The sequence below is a fragment of the Candidatus Methylomirabilis sp. genome, assembly GCF_028716865.1.
Lineage (GTDB): Bacteria > Methylomirabilota > Methylomirabilia > Methylomirabilales > Methylomirabilaceae > Methylomirabilis.
On record NZ_JAQUOY010000018.1, the window covers coordinates 37949 to 59384 of the forward strand.

General features: G+C 59.4%; 22 protein-coding genes. All 22 read left to right on the forward strand.

Annotated elements, in window-relative coordinates:
• Positions 1-29 precede the first annotated feature (29 nt).
• The 22 genes from pheA to PHV01_RS08660 all read left to right on the forward strand — a co-directional run bounded on the left by pheA (position 30) and on the right by PHV01_RS08660 (position 21242).
• On the forward strand, positions 30-1106 hold the full coding sequence (gene pheA / locus PHV01_RS08555; protein WP_337290734.1) for a prephenate dehydratase: 1077 nt from the start codon (positions 30-32) through the stop codon (positions 1104-1106).
• 16 nt (positions 1107-1122) lie between these two features.
• A complete protein-coding gene (gene hisC / locus PHV01_RS08560) occupies positions 1123-2220 on the forward strand; it encodes a histidinol-phosphate transaminase (RefSeq protein WP_337290735.1) in 1098 nt (365 codons plus the stop codon).
• 276 nt (positions 2221-2496) lie between these two features.
• On the forward strand, positions 2497-4533 hold the full coding sequence (locus tag PHV01_RS08565) for a class I SAM-dependent DNA methyltransferase (protein ID WP_337290736.1): 2037 nt from the start codon (positions 2497-2499) through the stop codon (positions 4531-4533).
• Positions 4523-5794, forward strand: a complete 1272-nt coding sequence (locus PHV01_RS08570; protein WP_337290737.1) for a restriction endonuclease subunit S — start codon at positions 4523-4525, stop codon at positions 5792-5794. Before PHV01_RS08565 ends, PHV01_RS08570 begins: the two co-directional genes overlap by 11 nt.
• A complete protein-coding gene (locus PHV01_RS08575; protein WP_337290738.1) occupies positions 5791-8940 on the forward strand; it encodes an HsdR family type I site-specific deoxyribonuclease in 3150 nt (1049 codons plus the stop codon). Before PHV01_RS08570 ends, PHV01_RS08575 begins: the two co-directional genes overlap by 4 nt.
• A gap of 3 nt (positions 8941-8943) precedes the next feature.
• Entirely contained in the window at positions 8944-9822 is an 879-nt protein-coding gene (locus PHV01_RS08580) for a SprT family zinc-dependent metalloprotease (RefSeq protein ID WP_337290739.1), read from the forward strand.
• A complete protein-coding gene (locus PHV01_RS08585) occupies positions 9819-10073 on the forward strand; it encodes a type II toxin-antitoxin system HicA family toxin (protein WP_337290740.1) in 255 nt (84 codons plus the stop codon). The genes PHV01_RS08580 and PHV01_RS08585 overlap by 4 nt, the downstream gene beginning before the upstream one ends.
• Positions 10070-10282 (forward strand): type II toxin-antitoxin system HicB family antitoxin, encoded by a 213-nt coding sequence (locus PHV01_RS08590; protein WP_337290741.1) that lies wholly within the window; start codon positions 10070-10072, stop codon positions 10280-10282. Before PHV01_RS08585 ends, PHV01_RS08590 begins: the two co-directional genes overlap by 4 nt.
• A 39-nt stretch (positions 10283-10321) precedes the next feature.
• On the forward strand, positions 10322-10636 hold the full coding sequence (locus PHV01_RS08595) for a HigA family addiction module antitoxin (RefSeq protein WP_337290742.1): 315 nt from the start codon (positions 10322-10324) through the stop codon (positions 10634-10636).
• Positions 10637-10789: 153 nt separating this feature from the next.
• Complete coding sequence (gene aroF / locus PHV01_RS08600; RefSeq protein ID WP_337290743.1) at positions 10790-11803, forward strand: 3-deoxy-7-phosphoheptulonate synthase; 1014 nt, start codon at positions 10790-10792, stop codon at positions 11801-11803.
• Positions 11804-11805: 2 nt separating this feature from the next.
• Positions 11806-12747: a prephenate dehydrogenase/arogenate dehydrogenase family protein gene (locus PHV01_RS08605; protein ID WP_337290744.1), complete on the forward strand. Its 942-nt coding sequence runs from the start codon at positions 11806-11808 to the stop codon at positions 12745-12747.
• A complete protein-coding gene (gene hflX, locus PHV01_RS08610) occupies positions 12722-13888 on the forward strand; it encodes a GTPase HflX (RefSeq protein WP_337290745.1) in 1167 nt (388 codons plus the stop codon). The genes PHV01_RS08605 and hflX overlap by 26 nt, the downstream gene beginning before the upstream one ends.
• 24 nt (positions 13889-13912) lie before the next feature.
• Positions 13913-14455 (forward strand): CDP-diacylglycerol--glycerol-3-phosphate 3-phosphatidyltransferase, encoded by a 543-nt coding sequence (gene pgsA, locus PHV01_RS08615; RefSeq protein WP_337290746.1) that lies wholly within the window; start codon positions 13913-13915, stop codon positions 14453-14455.
• 83 nt (positions 14456-14538) lie between these two features.
• The gene (gene der, locus PHV01_RS08620) at positions 14539-15858 is read left to right on the forward strand and encodes a ribosome biogenesis GTPase Der (protein WP_337290747.1); all 1320 of its coding nucleotides are present in this window, start codon (positions 14539-14541) and stop codon (positions 15856-15858) included.
• A gap of 139 nt (positions 15859-15997) precedes the next feature.
• The gene (locus PHV01_RS08625; RefSeq protein WP_337290748.1) at positions 15998-16195 is read left to right on the forward strand and encodes a type II toxin-antitoxin system HicA family toxin; all 198 of its coding nucleotides are present in this window, start codon (positions 15998-16000) and stop codon (positions 16193-16195) included.
• Positions 16192-16431, forward strand: a complete 240-nt coding sequence (locus PHV01_RS08630) for a hypothetical protein (RefSeq protein WP_337290749.1) — start codon at positions 16192-16194, stop codon at positions 16429-16431. Before PHV01_RS08625 ends, PHV01_RS08630 begins: the two co-directional genes overlap by 4 nt.
• Positions 16431-16580 (forward strand): hypothetical protein, encoded by a 150-nt coding sequence (locus PHV01_RS08635; RefSeq protein WP_337290756.1) that lies wholly within the window; start codon positions 16431-16433, stop codon positions 16578-16580. Before PHV01_RS08630 ends, PHV01_RS08635 begins: the two co-directional genes overlap by 1 nt.
• A gap of 146 nt (positions 16581-16726) precedes the next feature.
• Positions 16727-17002: a BrnT family toxin gene (locus PHV01_RS08640; protein WP_337290750.1), complete on the forward strand. Its 276-nt coding sequence runs from the start codon at positions 16727-16729 to the stop codon at positions 17000-17002.
• A 1715-nt stretch (positions 17003-18717) separates the two neighbouring features.
• The gene (locus PHV01_RS08645; RefSeq protein ID WP_337290751.1) at positions 18718-18930 is read left to right on the forward strand and encodes a hypothetical protein; all 213 of its coding nucleotides are present in this window, start codon (positions 18718-18720) and stop codon (positions 18928-18930) included.
• Between the two features lie 47 nt (positions 18931-18977).
• Positions 18978-19544, forward strand: coding sequence for a toll/interleukin-1 receptor domain-containing protein (locus PHV01_RS08650; protein WP_337290752.1), 567 nt, complete (start codon positions 18978-18980; stop codon positions 19542-19544).
• 181 nt (positions 19545-19725) lie between these two features.
• The gene (locus PHV01_RS08655) at positions 19726-20487 is read left to right on the forward strand and encodes a hypothetical protein (protein ID WP_337290753.1); all 762 of its coding nucleotides are present in this window, start codon (positions 19726-19728) and stop codon (positions 20485-20487) included.
• Between the two features lie 236 nt (positions 20488-20723).
• Positions 20724-21242: an O-acetyl-ADP-ribose deacetylase gene (locus tag PHV01_RS08660; protein WP_337290754.1), complete on the forward strand. Its 519-nt coding sequence runs from the start codon at positions 20724-20726 to the stop codon at positions 21240-21242.
• Positions 21243-21436 lie beyond the last annotated feature (194 nt).

The following is a 21436-nucleotide window of genomic DNA, read 5'->3' on the forward strand; positions in this document are numbered from 1 at the left end:
GCACGCCCCCTGGAGGGCCGGAGAGCCGGATGAAGATTACGAGGTTACGACAGAAGATCGATCAGATCGACTCCAAGATCATGTCGCTGCTTGGCGAGCGGGCCGAGGTGGTGTTCAGGATCGGACATGAAAAGGCAAAGGCGAATATGGAACTGCACGTTCCACAGCGCGAGGAGGAGATCTTTGCTCGACTGATCCGGGAGAACACGGGTCGCTTTCCCGCTCACGCGATTCGACCTGTCTTTCGTGAGATTATCTCAGCCTGTCGATCCCTGGAGGGTCCGTTAAAACTGGCCTACCTTGGCCCGGAGGGGACGTTTACTCACTTGGCCTGCGCGCGGCGGTTCGGGGTGTCGGCCCACTTTGTGCCGGTCCGCTCAATCGGTGATGTCTTTGTCGAAGTAGAGAAGGGAAATGTCGAGTACGGGGTGGTGCCGATCGAGAACTCTAGCGAAGGTGTGGTCAGCCATACCCTGGATATGTTTGTGGAGTCGGATCTGAAGATCTGTGGGGAGATTCTACTGGAGGTGTCTCATAGCCTCCTGTCCAAATCAGGCGACTTGAAGAAGGTCAAAAAGGTCTATTCGCACCCGCATGCCTTCGCCCAGTGCAGGAAATGGCTGGAGGCGAATCTACCCCGAGTTCCGCTCTATGAGGCTTCGAGTACGGCTGCGGCGGCGAAGCTCGCGACAAAGGAGCTGACAGCGGCTGCCATTGCGAGTGAACTGGCTGCCAGCCTGTATAAACTTAACGTTATTTCTCGGAAAATAGAGGATACCTCTCGTAATTTCACACGATTCTTGATAATATGTCGGACCCAAACTGCACCCACTCGTCGCGATAAAACCTCCTTGATGTTCTCGATCAAAGATCGGGTCGGGGCACTCTATCGCATCCTTGAACCGTTCGCGAAGTATCAGATTAACCTGACCAAAGTCGAATCCCGGCCATCCAAGACCAAAGCCTGGGAGTACATTTTCTATTTGGACATTGAGGGACACGTTGCCGACGAACCCGTGAAGGCGGCGCTCGCACTCCTGCAGGAGGAGTGCCTCTTCCTGAAGGTCCTCGGCTCGTACCCCAGGGGCAACTCGATCGAGGCCTAGGAGAACCGTCAGCGTCATGGCCAAGTCGTTGGAAGAGCTTGCCTCTCCATATCTTCATGGACTTTTGCCTTACATCCCTGGGAAGCCTATTGGGGAGGTAGAGCGGGAGCTTGGGATCACAGGAGTCGTTAAGCTGGCGTCAAATGAGAACCCGCTGGGTCCTTCGCCGCTGGCGCTCTGCGCCCTCCGGGAAGCGCTGCCGGAGAGCCACCGCTATCCCGATGGTGGCGGCTATTACTTGAAGGGGAGGCTGGCTGCTTGCCTTGGGCTGACGCCAGGCCACCTGATCCTGGGGAACGGCTGTAACGAACTCCTGGAACTGATGGCCCGCGCCTTCCTGCTTCCTGGAGACGAAGTCGTCATCGCCGATCCGGCCTTTGTCATCTACGGAATGCTGGCCCATCTGCAAGGGTGTACCACGGTCCGCGTACCGCTGAAGGCGTGGACCCACGACCTTGAGGCCATGGCGAAGGCTGTCACCACCAGGACCAAGATGGTCTTTCTCGGTAATCCGAATAATCCCACCGGTACGGCGGTGAGACCAACAGAGCTGAAGGCGTTTATGGACGCAGTCCCGGAAGAGGTCATTGTCGTCATCGATGAGGCGTATATCGAGTACGTCCCGCAAGAGCTGGTTCCGGATTCCCTTGGATACGTCCGGCAGGGGCGATGGGTGATCGTCCTTCGGACCTTCTCCAAAATTTATGGCTTGGCGGGACTGAGGATCGGATATGGGATGGCGCCGCCCTCGATGGTGGAACTCCTCGAACGGGTTCGCGCGCCTTTTAACGTCAATAGCCTGGCGCAGCGGGCTGCGCTGGCCGCCCTCGATGACCAAGCCCATCTATCGAGCAGCCGACAGGTGAATGATCTGGGCAAGGCCTACCTGTCCGGTGAGTTGCATCGTCTTGGGCTTCAGTTCCCGCCGTCAGTAGCGAATTTCCTGCTGGTCGATCTGAAGCAGGACGGACGGGCCGTGGCCGATGCGCTGCTCCGAATGGGCGTCATCGTGCGCCCACTTCAGGGAGCATACCTGAAGACCCACATCCGTGTGACCATCGGAACGCCCCCGGAGAACGAACGATTCATCCAGGCGCTCAAAGCCGTGCTCTAGTCGGAGTGTGGTCTCCGTTCGTAACAGTGGACTACCCCGCAGCAAGCCGCGGGGTAGCACCTTCTCTTCTAGCCCGTCATTCCGTGCTTGACACGGAATCCAGTCGGGCCCTCTGGATACCGGCTTCCGCCGGTATGACGAACTTGCGGCAAGCCGCGGCGAATGAACCCTCCCTGTAGATTCGAACGGATTACGTAAGGGGTCATTGCGAGGCCGACAACCTCGGCCGAAGCAAAAGGGGCGAGACTTCATCATGAAGAACCCGCAGCCACACGCATGAAGCTCACACTCCAGCAACTTGAAGCCCATCTGTGGGGTGCGGCGAATATCCTGCGCGGCAAGACCGCGGGGCAGGACTACAAGAACTACATCTTGTCCCTGATGTTCTACAAGCGCCTCTGCGACCAGTGGGAGTGCGAGGCCGACGACGCCATCACTGAGTTGGAGCGGCAGCAGGGCCGCGCCTTCAGCGAGAAAGAGAAGGCGGTCTTCCGCAAGCGCGGCGAGCACCGTTTCAAGATCCCGGACGCCTCGCGCTGGGGCGACGTGAAGGCCGCGTCGACGAACATCGGTGAGGTCCTAACGAAGGCGATGCGCGCCGTGGCCGACGCGAACGACGAACTCCGTGGCGTCTTCACCGTGGACTGGAACCAGCCTGCGCCCGACGGCTCCGGCAAGCCGCTCATCCCGAACGAGGTCGTCCACGCGCTCATCCAGCACTTCGATGAGCACGATCTGTCGAACAAGAGCGTCCCGTCGGACGTCCTGGGCCGGGCCTACGAGTACCTCATTAAGATGTTCGCGGACGACGCGGGCGCCAAGGCGGGCGAGTTCTTCACGCCGCCGGAAGTCGTGGACACACTCGTGCGAATTCTCGAACCGCGCCCTGGCGACACGGTCTACGATCCCACGTCCGGTTCGCTCGGCATGCTGGTGCACACGGCCGACTACCTCCGCGAGCAGGGCCACCACGCCACGAGCGCCCGCTACTTCGCACAGGAGATGAATTGGGGCAACGCCGCCATCGGCAAGATCAACTCCGTACTGCACGGCCTCGAAGCCAATATTAAGGCAGGCGCCAGCACGATCATCGACCCGCAGTTCCTCGAAGACGGGCGAGTGAAGAAGTTCTCGCTGGTCCTCGCCAATTTCCCGTTTTCCGACGAGTTCTGGTGGCTGAAGCCGGAGCAACAGACCGACGACAAGAAAAAGAAGGACAAGCTCAAGAAGGAGATCTTCGGCAAGGAGGGCTTCAAAGACCCGTTCGGCCGCTTCGGCCGCGGCACCGGCTTCAAGGCGCCTCCGGCCGGCTACGGTGACTACGCGTTCATCCTCCACATCCTGGCCTCGCTGACCGATGATGGCCGTGCCGGCATTGTCTGCCCGCAGGGCGTGCTCTTCCGCGGCCAGCCAGAGGTTGAGGAGGAGACGGGCGAGTTTGACGACGACGGCAACCCGAAGGTGAAGCGCCGTAAAGCCGATGACGAACACCTCATCCGCAAGGCGCTCCTCGAGTCGCGGCTGATCGACGCCGTGATTTCCCTCCCGCTCAACGTCTTCTATGGCGCCGGCGTTCCCGCGTGCCTGCTCATCCTCCGCAAGCAGCGTCCGGACGCGCGCCGTAACCACGTGTTGCTCCTCTACGCCGCGCGGCACTACCGGGAGCTCTCGGCACAGAACGAACTCCGTCCGCAGGACGTGATGCGGATGCTCGTCCACTATCACGCCTACGGGGACGCCGCAAAGGTGCCTGGCCTCGTGGCCGCGCACGGCGGGCGCATCTACAGGCAGATTGACCTGCGCGAGGAGGACGAAGTCGGACGGCTCGAGGCGGAATACCAGCCTCATGCCGACAAGCTGGCGGCGCTGGACGCCGAGCTTGCCGGGGCATGCATGCGGCGAAGTACAGCCAGGACGAAGGGCGAGAAGGCAAAGGCCGCGACCGCCCTCGCCAAAGTGGAGAAGCAGCGCGAGAAGATTGCCGCAAAGGTGGCCGAACGTGACGAGCGCATCGCCGAGGCGCGGCGCCGCGCCGAGGATGACCGCAAGGACGTGGCCGCGGTGGGCGATGAGATCCTCGCCCTCTACGCCGATCCGGACGAGTTGCTCAAGCATGCGCGCGTTGTTGGCTTCGCTGAAATTGAGGAGAACGAGTTCAACCTTAACATCCCGCGCTACGTAGATACGTTTGAGCCGGAGCCTAGGATCGAGGTCAAGGACGCGCTGAGGGCGCTCGCCGAGGCAGAGGCGGCGGCGAACAACGCCAGGGGGGAGCTATCGCGACTCGTGAAGGAAGCCGGCTATGCAGAATGACTGCTTTCCCGAAGCCGCCACTGAATGGTCGAAGGCGTTTGTAGGTAGACTAGCTGACGTCAACCCGCGGTATCGAGTAAAGAAGGGAAGAGACTATCCCTTCATCGAAATGGCTGCGGTCGGTGAGAACTTCCGAGGCATCCTGAGCCTGGACAGCAGGATGCTCGAAGGCTCGGGACTGTCGCGCTTTCGGGTGGGCGACACGCTGTTCGCGAAGATCACGCCGTGTCCGGAAAACGGGAAAGTGGCCTTCGTGTCCTATCTCCCGGACGATGTCGGTCTCGGTTCTACCGAGTTCATCGTTCTTTCCCCGCGTCCCGGGATCGATCCGCGTTTTCTCTATCACCTGGCGTGCTCACACCCCGTGCGGGGCCGTGCCGCCGCACGCATGGAAGGCTCAACGGGTCGTCAGCGAGTCCCCGAGGAAGTGTTCACCAGGCGCCTCCTTGTTCCGATTCCGAATTCGTTCGAGCAAGCCGCCATCGCCCGCATCCTCGACGCCGTGGACACGGCACTGGAGCGCACGCGCGCGGCGGTCGATCGGGCGCGGGAGCTCCGTCGTGGATTGCTCCAAGCTGCCTTCGAGTTCGTGAACTCACAGGAGCCGGAGCAAGACTCCGATTCAGGACGGATTCCTCGATCCTGGGACGCCATCAAAAGCAAACAAGCCTTTGTCATTGTCACGGGCGGGTGCAGCAGCGTCGATGCTTTAAGGTTGCCTCGGGACGGAGAGACTCCGGATTCATGGTTCATGAAGGTGGATGACTTCAACGCCCTCGCTAACCGTCGAACGATTGTCCAGACGAAGCTTGGGTTTCGTGAGGCCGACAATCGCCTCTTCAAGGTGCTTCCGCCTGGAACGCTGGTAATTGCGAAACGTGGCGCTGCCATTCTAAAGAACCGTGTCCGAATGACGGCCGTTCCGGTCGCGCTCGACCCAAACCTCATGGCGCTCCAGGTGCTACCAGGAATGCGGGCTGAGTTCCTGCGGTATCAGCTGGAGTGGCGCAATCTCTCGCGTTACGTCGAGGATTCCGGGGTACCGCAACTCAACAATAAAGATCTATACCCTCGGTACTTCCTGCGGGCGCCAGACGACCGCCAGCGGGAGATCATTGAGACTGTCGGGGCAGCGGAGGTGCTCGAACATGCCCTGATTGCAAAGTGCGATGCGTTCGAGGCGCTCAAGAAGTCCCTGATGTACGACCTTTTCACCGGCCGGGTCCGCGTGAGCAACGAAGCGAAGGCAGCCGCGTCATGAGCGAGTACAGCTATGTCGAGCAGCCCATCCTCACCTGGCTCTGCGGGGAGCCTAAGGCCACGTACCGGGCGGGCGGCCTTGGCTGGACGTACCGGGACGAGGAGGCCATGACGCTGTACGAGCGGCCACTGGAAGATCCACTTGTGGAGAAACTGCTGGTCGCAGCGATTCTGCGCATCAACCTGGAGGTGAAGACCGAGACGCAGGCGAAACTGGCGGTGGCGGCGCTGCGAAAGACGATGTCCCACCCGGACCGGCTCACGGCCAATCGCCAGACCCTCGACCTGCTGCGGGACGGCGCCAGGGTTATGCTCACTCCGGGCGAAAACGCGACGACCGTGCATTTCATTGAATTCGATCCCGGGAGGCAGAACCAGAACGATTTTACCGCGACCAACCAGTATCGGGTGCAGGGCATCAAGCGGTGCCGCGAGGACACGGTGCTGCTGGTGAACGGCATCCCGCTTGTGATCGCCGAATACAAGAGCTACGTCGCGAGCGGCAAGGACTGGCGCGAAGCTGTTCAACAGCTCCACCGCTACCAGCGGCAGGCGCCGCTGATGCTGACGCCGAACGTCTTTTGTGTAGCGGCCGACGAGGACGAGTTCCGCTACGGCACCGTGCTCTTTCAGGACGCGAGCAAGGAAGAGATCGAGCGGCACCTCGACCTCTGGGGGCGTTGGCTCAGCCTGTATCCCGATCATCGCGGCTGGTGGAACGATCCGGAAGCCGCCGACCCGGACGATCCGCTGGAGGCGCCGGTCAAGGGCCTGCTTCGGCTCAAACCGGCGCACCTTCTCGACTTTCTCCAGCACTTCGTTGTTTTCGAGACCAAGAAGGGGAAGACGACCAAGAAGATTGCGCGCTACCAGCAGTTCGAGGCCGTGAACGAACTGGTCGACCGCACGGTATCGCTTGTGGGCTGCCCGGCAACAGCTCAGGATCGCACCGGTCTCATTTGGCACACCCAGGGGTCCGGGAAGTCGCTCACCATGATCTTCGCCGGCCAGAAGCTACGGCGGCACCCGGCGCTCAACAACCCCACGGTCCTGATCGTGGTCGACCGCCGCGACCTGAAGACGCAGCTTTCCGATGACTTCGACGCCTGCGACTATCCCAATGTGGAGAAGGCGCTCGGGGTCGAGGACCTCAAGAGGAGGCTCCGCGCCGAGTGGCAGGGCACGCTGGTGACGACCGTACAGTCGTTCCAGAACATGGGCGACCTCGCCCCGCTCACCCGCGACAATATCATCAGTATGGTGGACGAATGCCATCGCTCGCAAAAGGGTGACGGTACCGAGAGCTACGCGATGACCATGCGGGTCAAGCTCGCGAACGGGTTCCGCTATGGCTTCACCGGCACGCCGATCGACCGGACGATGCAGAACACGCACCGCGACTTTGGACCGCTGAAGGATGGCGTGCAGGAACGCTACCTTAGCTATTACGGCATCCGGCGCGCGATCCAGGACGGGGCCACGCTGGAGGTACACTACATTCGCGACAAGGTTCCGTTCACGGTCGATGAAGCCACACTGAACGTCGGTTTCGAGCAGATGTGCGCCGAGATGGAGTTGGAGGACGAGGAAGCGAAGGACTTTGTCCAGCGCCAGCGCTCGCGGTGGAAGGAGCTGGCCCGCCATCCGGAACGCGTGGACATCGTGCTCGACAGGATGCTCACACACTTCCTGGAACATCCCGACCCGAACGGCTTCAAGGCCCAGCTCGTCGCCGTCGATCGCAAGGCGTGTGCGGTCTACAAGGACGCGCTCGATGCCAAACTGAAGGCGCGCGGCCTGCCGCCCGAATGGTCGGACGTGATCATCTCCGCGGCCCAGAACAGCGAGCCTGACGTCGAACGCTTCGAGTATCCGAAGGCGAAGCAGGACGAACTGATCGACTACTTCAAGCTCACGCCGGCGGAGTGGGAGGTGTGGAACTGCGAGCGGCACGGGGAGGATCGCAGCCGGTGGCGGCCGCCCCTCAAGATCCTCATCGTCTGCGACCGATTACTGACCGGGTTCGACGCCCCGGTCGAGCAGGTGATGTACCTCGACAAGCCGTTGCGCGACCACAACCTGCTCCAGGCGATCGCTCGGACCAATCGCCCGCTGCCGTCGATGAAGAAGCGCACGGGCATCGTCGTGGACTACTTCGGCGTCTTCACCAACCTGGAGAAGGCCCTCAACTTCGACGAGAATATCCGCGAGGAATCGCTGATCGACTGGGACGCGCTGCGGGCGACGGTGCCGGGCGAGGTGGCCCGGTGTATGGAAACCTTTGCGGGCATCACGCGGGCGGATACGCGCGAGTGCCTACTGGCGGCGCTGAGACGGCTGCGCGATCCGGAGACGGCTAAGAACTTCGAGCACAACTTTCGGAGCCTCGAGCGGCTCTGGGAGGCCATCTCGCCGGACCCATGCCTCTATCCGCACCGTCACGAGTACAACTGGCTCTGCGGCATCTACGTCGCCCACCGCCGTCGGCAACGCGGAAGCAAGGACACCTACGGCGAGCTGTCGGCGAAGACCCGGCAGCTCATCCAGGAGAACACGACCTTCCTCGACATTGCGGAGTCGCTGCCGGTCTTCAAGATCGACAAGGACTACGTGAGCAAGCTCGACGAACTGCCCACGCCGGCCGACAAGGCAGCCGCCCTCGAGGCCATTCTCACCGGCGAGCTGTCCGAGGACGACCCGAGCTTCATCTACCGGCAACTCGGCGAGCGGTTGCAACGTGTCAAGGAGCGCCGGGATGCGGGCGACGAGGCAACAGCGACGCGTCTGCGGGAGCTGGAAGAGATCGCAGCGGCGGTCGCTGCGACCAAGCAGGAGCCGAAGCGCCTCAACCTGAGGCAGCCGGGGGAATATGGGTTGTACACGGTCCTGCGGGCTCACGCTCCGTGCGCCGATGAGACCTACGTCGCGGATTGTGCGCGCCGCATGGTGAAGCACTTGCATACTCACCAGCTGTTGGGGCCCGGCTGGAGTGCCTCAGTCGGTGGTCGGCAAGCTGTTGAGCGATCCCTGTTGGCCGAGTCGTGGAACTCAACTTATGGGGCGCTTGGGTTCGAGGAAGGCGCTGAGCATCCGCTATTCCTGCCGTCGGCAGTAGAGGAGCTTGCCAAGGCGGACAGGTTGAGCTGACGAATGAAGGTTGCAACCCAACATCAAACCCGGCTTGGTGGCCGCCGCGTCGACTACCGGGTGATGCGTTCGAGGGCCGCACGGAAGCTGCGCGTCCGCGTGGGACCGAACGGCGTGGAGGTCGTACAACCGACCGCGCGTGATGGTGAGGATGTGTCGGCCTTCCTGGACAGCAACAAGGCGTGGATTCTTGATCAGCTTCAACGCGTAGATCGACTTCGCAACGTGCGGCGGCCTGTGCAGCGTCGAGTTGGCGTGATTCTCTTTCGTGGGGAACTGACGCAGGTGCGCGTCGAGACGACGGAGACTCGAGGGCGAGGAAACATTGTCGATTTCATCGATGGTGAAATCGTCGTGCGGCGGGGAGCCGAGTCGCAAACACCGGCGGCGCGCGGCCTCGAGAACTGGTTACGCAAGCAAGCACGCGCCGAGATTGAGAAGCATCTCGCAATCACGACCACCCGCATTCGACAGAACTCGCAGCGACTATACATAATGGGGCAGCGTACCAAGTGGGGAAACTGCTCTCCAGAAAGGAATCTGTCGTTCAACTGGCGGTTGATCCTTGCGCCTGAGTTCGTCCTCCGCTATCTCGTTACGCATGAAGCGGTACACCTGGTCGTGCCGGACCACTCCTCGAAATTCTGGCTCACGGTACAGAGCCTGTGTCCTGAGACAGAGAAGGCAAAGCAGTGGTTGTGCAGGCATCAAGCACAGTTAACGGTCGACCTTGGAAGTGTTGTGAAACTAGCCACTGGGTTGAGTGGGAGGGCAAACGCCCGAGGTGCTATCGTATCCCGGGGACGCGGGCACCGGCGGATCAGCGCCAGGGCGTTAGAGGAATCGACAAGCGATCACGATTGGCGTAGAATGCCTCTATGAGCAAGGACACGGTGCTGGAGCGCGTCCTCAGTCGGACCTCCGACGCGAACATCCGGTTTGATGATCTGTGTCACTTGCTCAGGAGCCTTGGTTTTGAGATGCGCGTCCATAGCAGTCACCACATCTTCCGCAAGGGAGGAGTAGAGGAGAAGATCAATCTTCAGCGCGAGGGCAGTGAGGCGAAGCCATACCAAGTGCGTCAGGTGCGGGCCGTGATCCTGAAGTATGGGCTTGGAGGTCAGACGTCATGAACAAGTACGAGATAATCATCTATTGGAGTGAAGAAGATCAGGTATTCGTCGCAGACGTACCCGAGTTGCCTGGCTGTTCGGCGCACGGCGCAACGCACGAGGCCGCACTGACCAATGCTCAAGAGGCCATCCGCCTCTGGATCGATACGGCGCGAGAATTCGGTGATCCTATTCCCGTACCGAAGGGGCGGCGACTGATCTTCGCGTAGTCTCAGAATCCGTCGAACAAGCACATGGAGAGGGTCGTTATGAGCATCCCGAATACAAGGGAAAGGAAGGTTCGCCCAACCCATCCCGGAGAGATGCTTCGCGAGGATTTTCTTCCGGATTATGGGCTGACGGTGAGCGGATTTGCAAAGGCTCTGGGGGTGTCGCGCCAGACCGCCAACGAGTTGCTCCGCGAGCGTCGCGCCGTGAGTCCTCCTATGGCCTTGTGTCTTTCCCGGTTGTTCGGCACCAGCCCAGAGTTTTGGCTCAACGCTCAACGAGCCGTTGACCTTTGGGATGCGACAAAGTCGATTAAGAAGAGGATTGAGCGAATTACTCCGTTAAATGCCGCATAAACATGTCATCGTAACTTACAACAATGGACGTCATTCCCGCGAAGCTTGTCCCGGTACGTTTTAAGCCGGGAGCAGGAATCCAGAAAGGCGCTGGATTCCGGGTCAAGCACGGAATGACAAACTGCCTGAAACTGACCGCTGGGGACTAACTCAATGATCGTTATTTTGAAACCAAACGCGACTGAGGCCGAGATTGCCTTGGTCGTCAAGAAGATCGAAAGCTTTGGCTTGGCCGCCCACATCTCGAAAGGGACGGAGCGGACCATCATCGGCGCGATCGGCGACGAGCGGGTTCTGCAGGAGGGACCATTAGAGGCATTCCCCTTTGTGGAACAGGTCCTGCCTGTACTGAAGCCGTACAAACTGGCGAGCCGTGAATTCAAGCCCGACGGCTCGATTGTCAACGTCGACGGGGTGCTGGTTGGTGGCAAACAGGTCGTCGTCATGGCCGGGCCGTGCGCCGTCGAGAATCGGGATAACCTGCTGCAGGTCGCCAGGTGCGTGAAGGATGCCGGAGGGCACATCCTGCGAGGTGGCGCCTATAAGCCTCGGACCTCCCCGTATACCTTTCAAGGTCTTGGTGAAGAGGGGCTGGCCTATTTGTCAGAGGCCAAGAGGGAGACCGGCTTGCCGATCGCGACCGAGCTGATGGACGCCAGGGACGCCCCCCAGGTCTATCAGTGCGCCGATCTGATCCAGATCGGGGCGCGGAACATGCAGAACTTCAAGCTCCTGAAGGAGGTGGGGTGCCGTCGAAAGCCGGTCCTCTTGAAGCGGGGGCTGAGCTGTACCGTCAAAGATCTGTTGCTTGCGGCCGAGTACATCTTGTCGGAGGGCAACTACGACGTCATCCTGTGTGAACGCGGGATCAGGACCTTTGAAGACGCTACCCGTAACACCCTGGATCTGTCGGCGGTCCCCCTGATCAAGCGGCTTTCGCACCTGCCGGTGGTTGTCGACCCGAGCCATGCAACGGGCAAATGGCACCTGGTCTCGCCGATGGCCTTGGCTGCGGTGGCTGCCGGTGCCGACGGCATCATGGTAGAGATTCATCCCCACCCGGAGGAAGCCCTGTCCGATGGACCGCAGGCGCTGCTGCCCAGCACATTCGAGAAATTGATGGACGATCTCAGCAGGGTAGCCAAGGCCGTAGGGCGGTCGCTGTGACGATGGGATCAAGGCTGGAGTCTTCTGGTGCTACCGCCTCGTCGTCTTCACCCCTTGTGAAGCGACTGACGATCATTGGCTTGGGCCTGATCGGCGCAAGCGTGGGACTCGCCTGTCGCGCCCGTGGTCTGGCCGGAGAAATTCGTGGAGCCGACGAAGAGCCGGATCATTGCACACATGCTATCGCGCTGGGCATGGTAGATCAGGTCTTTTCGGACGCCGCGTCTGCTGTTGAGGGGGCCGACATGGTTGTTCTCGCCGTGCCGGTCGGCGCGATTGCCGATACGATCGAGCGGATCGCCCCGCATCTCGCTCCGGGTGCGGTGGTGACTGATGTGGGAAGCGTGAAAGGGCCGGTGGCGTCCGCAATGGAGCGATTGCTGCCGGGCGGCAACGGGGTTCCCGGCCACCCGATCGCCGGGCGTGAAACATCCGGGCCGCAGGCGGCAGCGGCCGAGCTGTTTGTTGGCGCGAAGTGCGCCCTCACGCCGAGCCGGTCGACCGATCCGGCTGCCGTGACGCGGGTACGCGCCCTATGGAGGGCCATAGGATCAGAGGTGCTGGAGATGAGTCCGGAGCGGCATGATGAGATCTTCGCCGCCGTCAGCCACCTGCCGCACGTCGTCGCGTATGCGCTCATGGGCGCGATACTCGATTTAGCTGAGAGCGGCGAGGATCTGCGGGAATGTGCGGGAGGGGGCCTCAAAGACTTCACGCGCGTGGCGATGAGCCATCCGGTTATGTGGCGGGATATCTGCCTGGCGAACCGCCAACCGATTCTTGAGATGATCGGACGGTTCCAGGTTGCCCTTGACCAACTGACAGTGATGATCCGTGCCGAAGACGGAGAAGGACTCTACCGAAAGTTTGAGAGGGCGAAGGCCTGTCGAGACGGCTTGAATAGTATCAATGAGGTCGGTGATCGTAAACACACAGCTCAGTGAGAAAAAGGAACGGGCGCTGCTGGTAGGGATTCACTGCAAGCGCAACCCCCGCTGGGAGGCTGAAGAGTCGTTGGAGGAGTTGGCTCGTCTGGCGGAATCAGCAGGGGCCACCGTAGCCGGGAGTATCTTGCAGGAACGGGACGCGCCGGACCCGCGATATCTGATCGGGAAGGGCAAGGCGCAGGAGATGAAGGCGCAATGGGGTGGGACGGTCGATCTGTTGGTGATGGATGAGGAGTTGTCCGGCTCGCAGCAGCGCAACCTGGAGGAACTGATCGGATGGAAAACTGTTGATCGTCCCTTGCTCATCCTGGATATCTTTGCCCAGCGCGCGAGGAGCCGGGAAGGCAAACTCCAGGTGGAGTTGGCCCAACTCGACTACCTGCTGCCGCGCCTCGTCGGGCGAGGGGTTGAGCTGTCGCGTCTGGGTGGCGGCATCGGGACCCGTGGCCCAGGCGAAACTAAGTTGGAGACTGATCGTCGGACGATCCGCCGCCGCATGGCGAAGGTCCGGGAGGAGCTTGCCAAGGTCCGTCGGCATCGGGCGCTCTTGAGGCGGCCTCGAAAACGCCATGCTATCCCGATCGTGGCCTTGGTCGGCTACACTAATGCCGGGAAGTCCACGCTCTTCAATGCCCTTACGCACTCGGGTGTCCGGACCGACGACGCGCTCTTTGTGACCCTTGATCCCATCCTGCGTCGGGTGACCACAGCCGACGGATTCAGCTTTTTGCTCTCCGATACCGTGGGGTTCATCCGGCGCCTCCCCGCACAATTGGTGACGGCGTTCAAGGCTACCCTTGAGGAGTTGGACGAGGCCGACCTCCTGCTGCATATGATCGACGCCAGCCATCCCCAGATGATGGAACAGAAACAGGCCGTCGACACGATCCTCATGGAGCTCGGGCTTTCGACCAAGCCGATCGTTGAGGTCTTCAACAAGGTCGATCTTTTGGCGACCGAGATTGGGCAATCCTTCGTTAGTGGCAAGACGATGGTGCCGCGAGTGGCTGTATCCGCTCTGACTGGGTTTGGCCTCGATCGACTGCGAGAGGTGGTACACCAGGCACTGTTAGCCGCGGAAGACCAGGCGACAGGCCCCGCATGGGCAGGCTATATCCCCGCCCACGCGGGAAGCTGATCCCTGTATGGAAGCGGCTACGGTATGGGCCTGCGGATGATCAATCTCGCCAACAGCCTCACAATTTTCAGAATCCTGATGGCCCCAGTCATCTCGATCCTGCTGGTCTACAAGTATTGGCGACTTGGCCTGGCGATCTTTCTGCTGGCAGGGATTACCGATGCACTGGATGGATTCATCGCGCGTTCGAGGGGCCAGCGGACAGAGCTGGGGACGATCCTCGATCCGCTGGCCGACAAGCTGCTGCTTTTTGCTACCTTCATGACACTGGTCTACATACGACAGATCCCCCAGTGGCTCTTCATCATCGTCGTCAGCCGTGACCTGATCCTGATCGGTGGCTTTCTCGTGCTGTATATTTTTACCGGCAAGACGACGGTTTCGGTCTCCAAGATGGGGAAGCTTACCACCGGCCTGCAGGTTACGACCGTGTTGACAACCCTGCTGGCGCGCCTGTCCAGCGGGGTCGGATTCTACTTGTCTTGGCTTATCTATCTGGCAGCCGCAGTGACCATTTTATCCGGACTCGATTACGTCAGGCGAGGCGCGAAAGTTCTCAGCCAGTGAAGAGGACCGCTATCGTCTGCCCCCGCCAAAAGTGGGTCCGGCAGTCTTTTGCACGATAACCTATCCCATTGGAGAGAACTGCGATGCCCCTTCCTGTTGTCACGATCGTTGGTCGGCCCAACGTAGGAAAATCGACCCTGTTCAACCGGCTGGTGGGTGGGCGAAGGGCGATTGTGCATGACGAACCCGGCGTGACCAGGGACCGACTCTACGCGACGGTCGAGTGGAAGGGCCGCGCGTTCATCCTGGGTGATACCGGGGGGTACGAGCCGGGTGTCAAAAGCGGTCTGGCAGCTCAGGTGCTCGCCCAGGTTCAGCAGGCGGTTCAGGAGACCGCCCTCGTCATCTTCGTCGTTGACGCTCGCGAAGGGCTGACCCCACTGGACGAGGAGATCGCCCGGATGCTTCGGCACGATGTGCGCGCCCGCATCGTCGTGGCGCCGAATAAGGTCGATCGACCGACCCACGAGACGCTAGCGGCTGAATTCTTTCGGATGGGATTCGACGAGATCTGCCCGATCTCCGCTGAGCATGGCCTGGGTATCGCAGAGCTCTGCGACCTGATCGTCGAGACGCTGCCCCCGGCAGAGACCGCACCTGAGCAGAAGGCCATCCGTGTGGCGGTGGTCGGTCGCCCGAATGTAGGAAAATCATCGCTGGTCAACGGGCTACTGGGACAGGAGCGCGTCATCGTGAGCGACCAGCCCGGCACAACAAGGGACGCGATCGATACCCCGTTCACCCACAACGACACCCCGTACATCCTGATCGACACCGCGGGGCTCCGATCGCGCAGCAAGGTTCAAAAGCCATTGGAACGGTTCAGCGTGGCGAGGGCGCTCAGAGCCATTGAGCGGAGCGATGTCGTCGTGATCCTGCTGGACGCAACAGGGGAGATCGCAGACCAGGATGCCAAGATCGCCGCCTTCGTTCAGGACACTGGGTGTGGCGCCATCGTTGTTGCGAATAAGTGGGACCTGATGCCCCCAGGTGCCGATGCTCAGCAACAGTTCACGCTCAAGGTCCGCGAGCGCCTGCGGCACCTGGACTATGCGCCTATCGCGTTCGTCTCAGCCCTCACCGGTTATCACGTGCTCACGTTGTTCCCGATGCTTCAGACCGTCGCGCAGTCGCGTGCTCACCGTGTACCGACTCACGAGATCAACGAACTTATCGGTGACGCGGTACAGAAGTACCCCCCGCCGGCCCACGGTAAGCGCCCCGTCCGGTTTCACTATGCCACCCAGGCTGCATCTCTTCCCCCAACCTTCCTACTCTTCGTGAGTGATCCGCGCGGTGTGCGAGTCGCCTACCGGCGCTATCTGGTCAACCAGATCAGGGCAGCGTACGGCTTTGTCGGCACCCCCATCCGCCTGGTTTTGAAAGGCAAGGACTCAAAATAGATGTGGGAGTACCTGTTAGCCATACCATGGATACTGCATCTACCGCCTTTCAGATTTTGAATGGTATACTGCGGGAGTGCGGGGCAAAACACTCAGCAGTTAGGCAGCATTCAATTGATCACCCTGGAAAATTCAAAACATGCCTCGGAAAATTCGCGAGCTTATCAGAGACCTCGAAGGAGCTGGGTTTGTGAATCGTGGAGGCAAGGGAGATCACAGGAATTTTGTACATCCCAACGTCGCAAAACCGGTGACTATCTCCGGCAAAGCCAGCGGTGATGCAAAGCACTACCAGGAAAGGGCTGTGAGGGCTGCAATAGAGGAGTCGAAACGATGACAGAGAGCGCGCGGTATGTCAAGATTGTTGAATGGTCTGAGGAGGACCAGTGCTTCGTGGGGAGCTGTCCAGGATTGTTCTATGGCGGCTGCCACGGGGACGATGAAAGAGCCGTATTCGCAGAACTGTGCGAGATTGTAAGAGAAACGATTGAACTTTATAAAAAATCTGGAAAGCCCTTACCCCCGCCAACGGCCGGCAAGGACTATGCGAACAGGATGCTGAACGTTGCCTAATCGAGGCGGTCCGTAAGTACCCTCCTCCCAGCAAAGCGAACCGTCCAGTCTCGTTTCACTGCGCCACCCAGGCCGCTTCCCTTCCCCCCACCTTCCTGCTCTTCGTGAGCAATCCGCGCGGTGTGCCCAGGCGCTATCTGGTCAACTAGGTCAGGGTAGCATACGGCGCTTGGTCTTAAAAGGCAAGAGCACCTCATAAATGGCTCGGCTTTCTGCTTGACATGAATACAAAGGGAAGACTACCTTTGGTTAACTTTACCACGCATTTCAGTTGCAACTACCAGGAGCACTTTAAGTGTTTAGCTTCGAATGGGATCCTGGGAAGGCCGCGAACAATGAGCGGAAACATGGCGTCTCCTTCGACGAAGCGGTGACGGTATTCGGCGATCCGCTGGCGGTGACGTTCTCGGATACCGATCATTCGGAGAACGAAGATCGGAGTCGAACGTACGGTATATCGGGCAAGGGTAGGCTTCTCGTAGTGGTTCATACTGAAAGACCTGGCAATGTACGAATCGTTAGCGCAAGAAAGGCGACACGTTATGAGCAGAGCATCTACACGCAAGGTTGAGGACGACATTCCTATTCTGAAACGAGAACAACTCGGCAAAGGCGTACGTGGCAAGTACTTTCGCCAATATACCCAAGCAAGCAACGTCGTAGTGTTGCGGCCAGAGATTCACAAGGCCTTTCCCACGTCTGAGGCCGTGAATGAAGCGTTGGCCAACTTGCTCGCAGTAACTCGTGAGACGGTTCGCCTCACTTCGCGTTCCAGCAGCCGCGCGAAAGCGCGCCGCTAAATTTGACGTTATGCGTACTCGACTTGAGTCGAGTAGGTCGGGTTAGCGCAGCGTAACCCGACGAAGCACATGTGATACCGACGCACATTCATTCTAACCCGGTCAAACACGGGCTTGTGCCATCCGCGATGGAGTGGCCGTATTCCAGCTTTCGCCGGTATTGAGGCGGTGGTGCATCCAGCGGATTGGGGACAGGGTGCGATGGATTTCGAGAGGGTGAGGCATGAGTGATGGAATCGGATCGTCGGGTTACGCTGCGCTAACCCGACCTACGATGCTACGATGCTGATGGAGGGCTGAGTATGTGGCGAGATCCCATCGTGGAAGAGACGCGGAAATGTCGCGACGAATACGCGGCGAAATTCAATCACGATCCGGATGCAATCTTTGAAGACATTCGCAAGCGCCAGAGTCAGATCGGGAAGAAACTCGTATCCTTTCGCGCCCGGAAGCCAAGACCCAAACCAACTGTCGCATGACCATAATTATGCCGCTGGCCGGACGCCGGGAAAAATGTGCGCGTGCGCTTTGTAGCAGACTTAGCGACCAGCACGCGTTACCGCCAAGACCCCCGCAGCCACGCGGCGATGGGCCCCCAGGGGAGATGGGACCCTTGCCAGACTAGGCAACGAGCCCATCGGTCCTAAACAGATTAGGTCGGTCTGTCTAATTTGAGTTAGGCATCGGAACGTAACGTCCAGTCAAATGCCGCGGCAATGCTACAACTGCGGGAAGAACATCCCGGACGAACCCGCGTTGGAGGGTTTCAAGGGGCTGCTGTGCTTTCCGTGCCGATACAGGTTCGACGAAAGAGGCGGCGAGCAGTTCGTCATTGATTCGCAGAGGCATCAAACAGAATTGATTGCATGGGAGGCGCGGTACGGTCAGCGCTGGAAGACCTATCAGAAGCTACGCCGATGGTCTGACGCGGTTCTCACTTTGCCTGGTCTCAGCGTCCTCTTGCTCATAGTTTGTTTCGGAGTCAAGAACGACAAGCTAGTTCAGATATTCGGGCCGGTCGTTCTCGTCATCTGCGCAGTTGGTATCGTCGCCAAGGTGGCACTCTCAGCAGTTGTCAGCCGATATTCTTGTCCGCCGCCACCATTTGCGCCATCCAAACCCTCAGATACGCTGGACTCCAAGCCCCGAGTGATTTTAGGTTCTACCTACGGATGGGACGGGGAGCCAGAGTGTGTGCATTTTCAAAACGGTTATCCCCCTGATTGGAGCGAGCGCCAGGCACGGTGTTTGGAGCGGGACGGCCATCAGTGTCGTCTTTGTGGCTCTCGAGAGAGATTGCATGTTCACCATGTAAAACCGATTTCGTTTGGCGGCACGCACACCCTCCAGAATTTGATTACACTATGCAGACGGTGTCACATGCGCCAGCGGTATTACGAGCACAAGAACTTGGTCGAGCATAATATTCGAGCCAAACGGCGATATTGGGTCGAGGGATTCACCAGGTCTGACGGAGTTGCAGTCAGTGGACATTCACGGCGAGTTGGTCGACGTGGGAAGTTTTGGAGAAGAGTTCGACGGTCCCGTGAGAAACCGTTGTAGCATCCACCGAATGCCTAAAACGCTCCACACGAACCGCCGCCCCGCTCTCGGCGTCGGCTTGAGTCTCGGGACATTCGACACTGATCGGTGTCATCACGTCAGCGTCAGGGCGGCGGTCGGTGAGCTTGGTCGTTAGGCGAACCCAATGTGGGTTGGGCGGCGGAACGTGCCCGGGGAGTGGTAATGGCCGATGTGTTTATTAGCTTCATCCATGAGGAACAGCGCATTGCCGAGGCGGTGCAAGCCTACTTGAAGGGGCACCTCAAACGCCTCGTGCCCAACGGTGTCTTCTTGTCTGCAGACGACTGGACAGTCTTCGCCGGCGAGGTCTGGTTGGAGCGAATCAGGCAAGAGCTACAGGAGGCGTCGGTAGTTGTCCTTATGCTAAGCCAGCAGTCCGTCCAACGTCCATGGATCAACTTCGAAGCTGGAGCGGCCTGGTTGGCCAACAAGGCCCTGATCCCTGTTTGCTTTGGAGGTCTAACGAAGGGCGATATGCCGAAACCATATTCTGGCATCCAGGGCCTCGATCTCCCAGACGACGCGTTTTATCTCCTCCGCTCCGTGCAACATCATCTCGATCCCAAGGGGGTGCTGCCGCCTCCGCCGCCCGAGGACCGTTATCTTGCTGAGATCAGAGCAGCGTTGAAAGGGGAGCATCGAGTTGTCTCGCCGCCCCCTCCACCATTGCCTCATCAGAAGACCGCCCCGGAACCACGCTCGATGCCGGAGGAAAAAGAGACCCAATGAGATTCGCGGGTACCGCCGGAACACTACGCTGAAGTTGACGAGGCCGCAGGTCAGTCTAGGTCTCACTCTAGTATCAATCTGCGCATGTCTCGATCCCGTTGTGCCGTGAGGCCGAGTGGGCGCGGCCTCGCAACTTATCGCCAGTGTCCGTTATACGCTCTAGCCGGAGAGGTCGAGGCTGATGGACGACATTGCAGGCTTGGTCAGAAGACTCCTTCGAGGTCCGGAGCTCGTCATCGCAAGCCAAGAAACAATTGAAGAGTTAAGGCACAAGGGTGAGCAAATCGAGGAGATCCCGTCCATTCCGCTCAATGAGGCCCTTGATAAGCTCTTCACTCTCAGACGGCAGAATGCATCGGATATCGTATTCAAACTCCCCGCTTGTCCGTCCACAGAAGCACCTGTGCTGTATCTCTATGACGAAATTAGGCAGTGCATTCTCTTCGGCTTAAACGGCACCGCGATTACCCTCTCTGGTATTCTCGTGGAGTTCATGCTGAAGTACGCCACATTCAGGAACGAGCAGGGTGGAAAGGTAGAGTTCGACTCGGAAGTGTGGAAGAGGTTCGAGGACAAGCTGACCATGCGTCCTGCAATCGATAGAGCAAAGCGGAATGGATTGATATCTGACCCTCAAGCAGTAGACCTTCACCGGTTCGCAGACTCAATTCGCAACACTTATGCTCACTTCAATATTCAGAGGTTGACGTCAGGGGCTGTATTCCGGAAGGTACGTGTCCGCAGCATCCGAACTGGGGAAGAGGAGCTGAAAGACATCCCCGCCACACAGAGCCCAGCGTTTCAGATTCTTGCTAAGGCACGGATCGATTCGGAGAACGTGCTCAAGATCTTCGAGTTCGCGGATAGTGTCGTTCGGCACTTGACTGCGGTGGCTTCGGGAGAAGCGAACGCAGGATTGAAGAGTGACCGGCCGGGGAGATAGGTAACAAAATAGTCCGGGGACATGGGTGACACCTTCAGACGTGTTAATCTACCATCATATTCATCCTCGATGCGCATGTGCCGGCCACGTGAGCACGCTCGCGCATCGGCCTGTCGTTGACCCGCAGCCGCGTTACGCATACTTTGCCAGAGGAAAGACGCAGCTTGAGAGGGATCACTTCTTCGATATTACGTGCAACCGATCGCGTCTCAGGTAGCGATCAAACATTGAAGCGAATGGCGATTCTCAGAGCAATACAAACCGACATTACAGCATTGGCTGTCGATGTGATTGTGAACGCTGCCAATTCGTCGTTGCTGGGCGGAGGTGGGGTGGATGGTGCGATTCACCGAGCGGCCGGGCCTGGACTGCTGAACGAGTGCCGTTTGCTGGGTGGATGTCATCCCGGCGATGCCAAGATGACGAAGGGCTATCGGCTGCCTGCGAAGCATGTTATCCATACCGTCGGCCCGATATGGCAAGGCGGCACTCACGGTGAGCAAGAGGTCCTTGCCTCCTGCTATACCAGATCGTTACGGCTGGCCGTCGCCGCTGGGCTGTCCAGTGTAGCCTTTCCGTGTATCAGTACCGGTGTCTATGGATATCCGAAGGAATTGGCCGCACAGGTCGCTGTAGACACGGTTCGCGATGTTGTTGGGAAAGAACAGACAGTGAAGGAGGTGATCTTTGTCTGCTTCTCTGCCGCTGACCTTGGAACGTACACCGCGTTGCTTGCTGATAATAGGTCGGGTTAGCGCAGCGTAACCCGACGGGTCAGAGATACCGGCGTGCGTTCATACTAACCCGGTCAAACACGGGCTTGAGTACCTCCCCCAATAAAGTGGACACCCACACCTAACAATGGAGGGGGGTCCAATGCGAGGCGTCAAGCGCTGTCAGGTGTCCACAGGACGGATGAAGAAGCATCGCTACAGCAATGAGTTCAAGG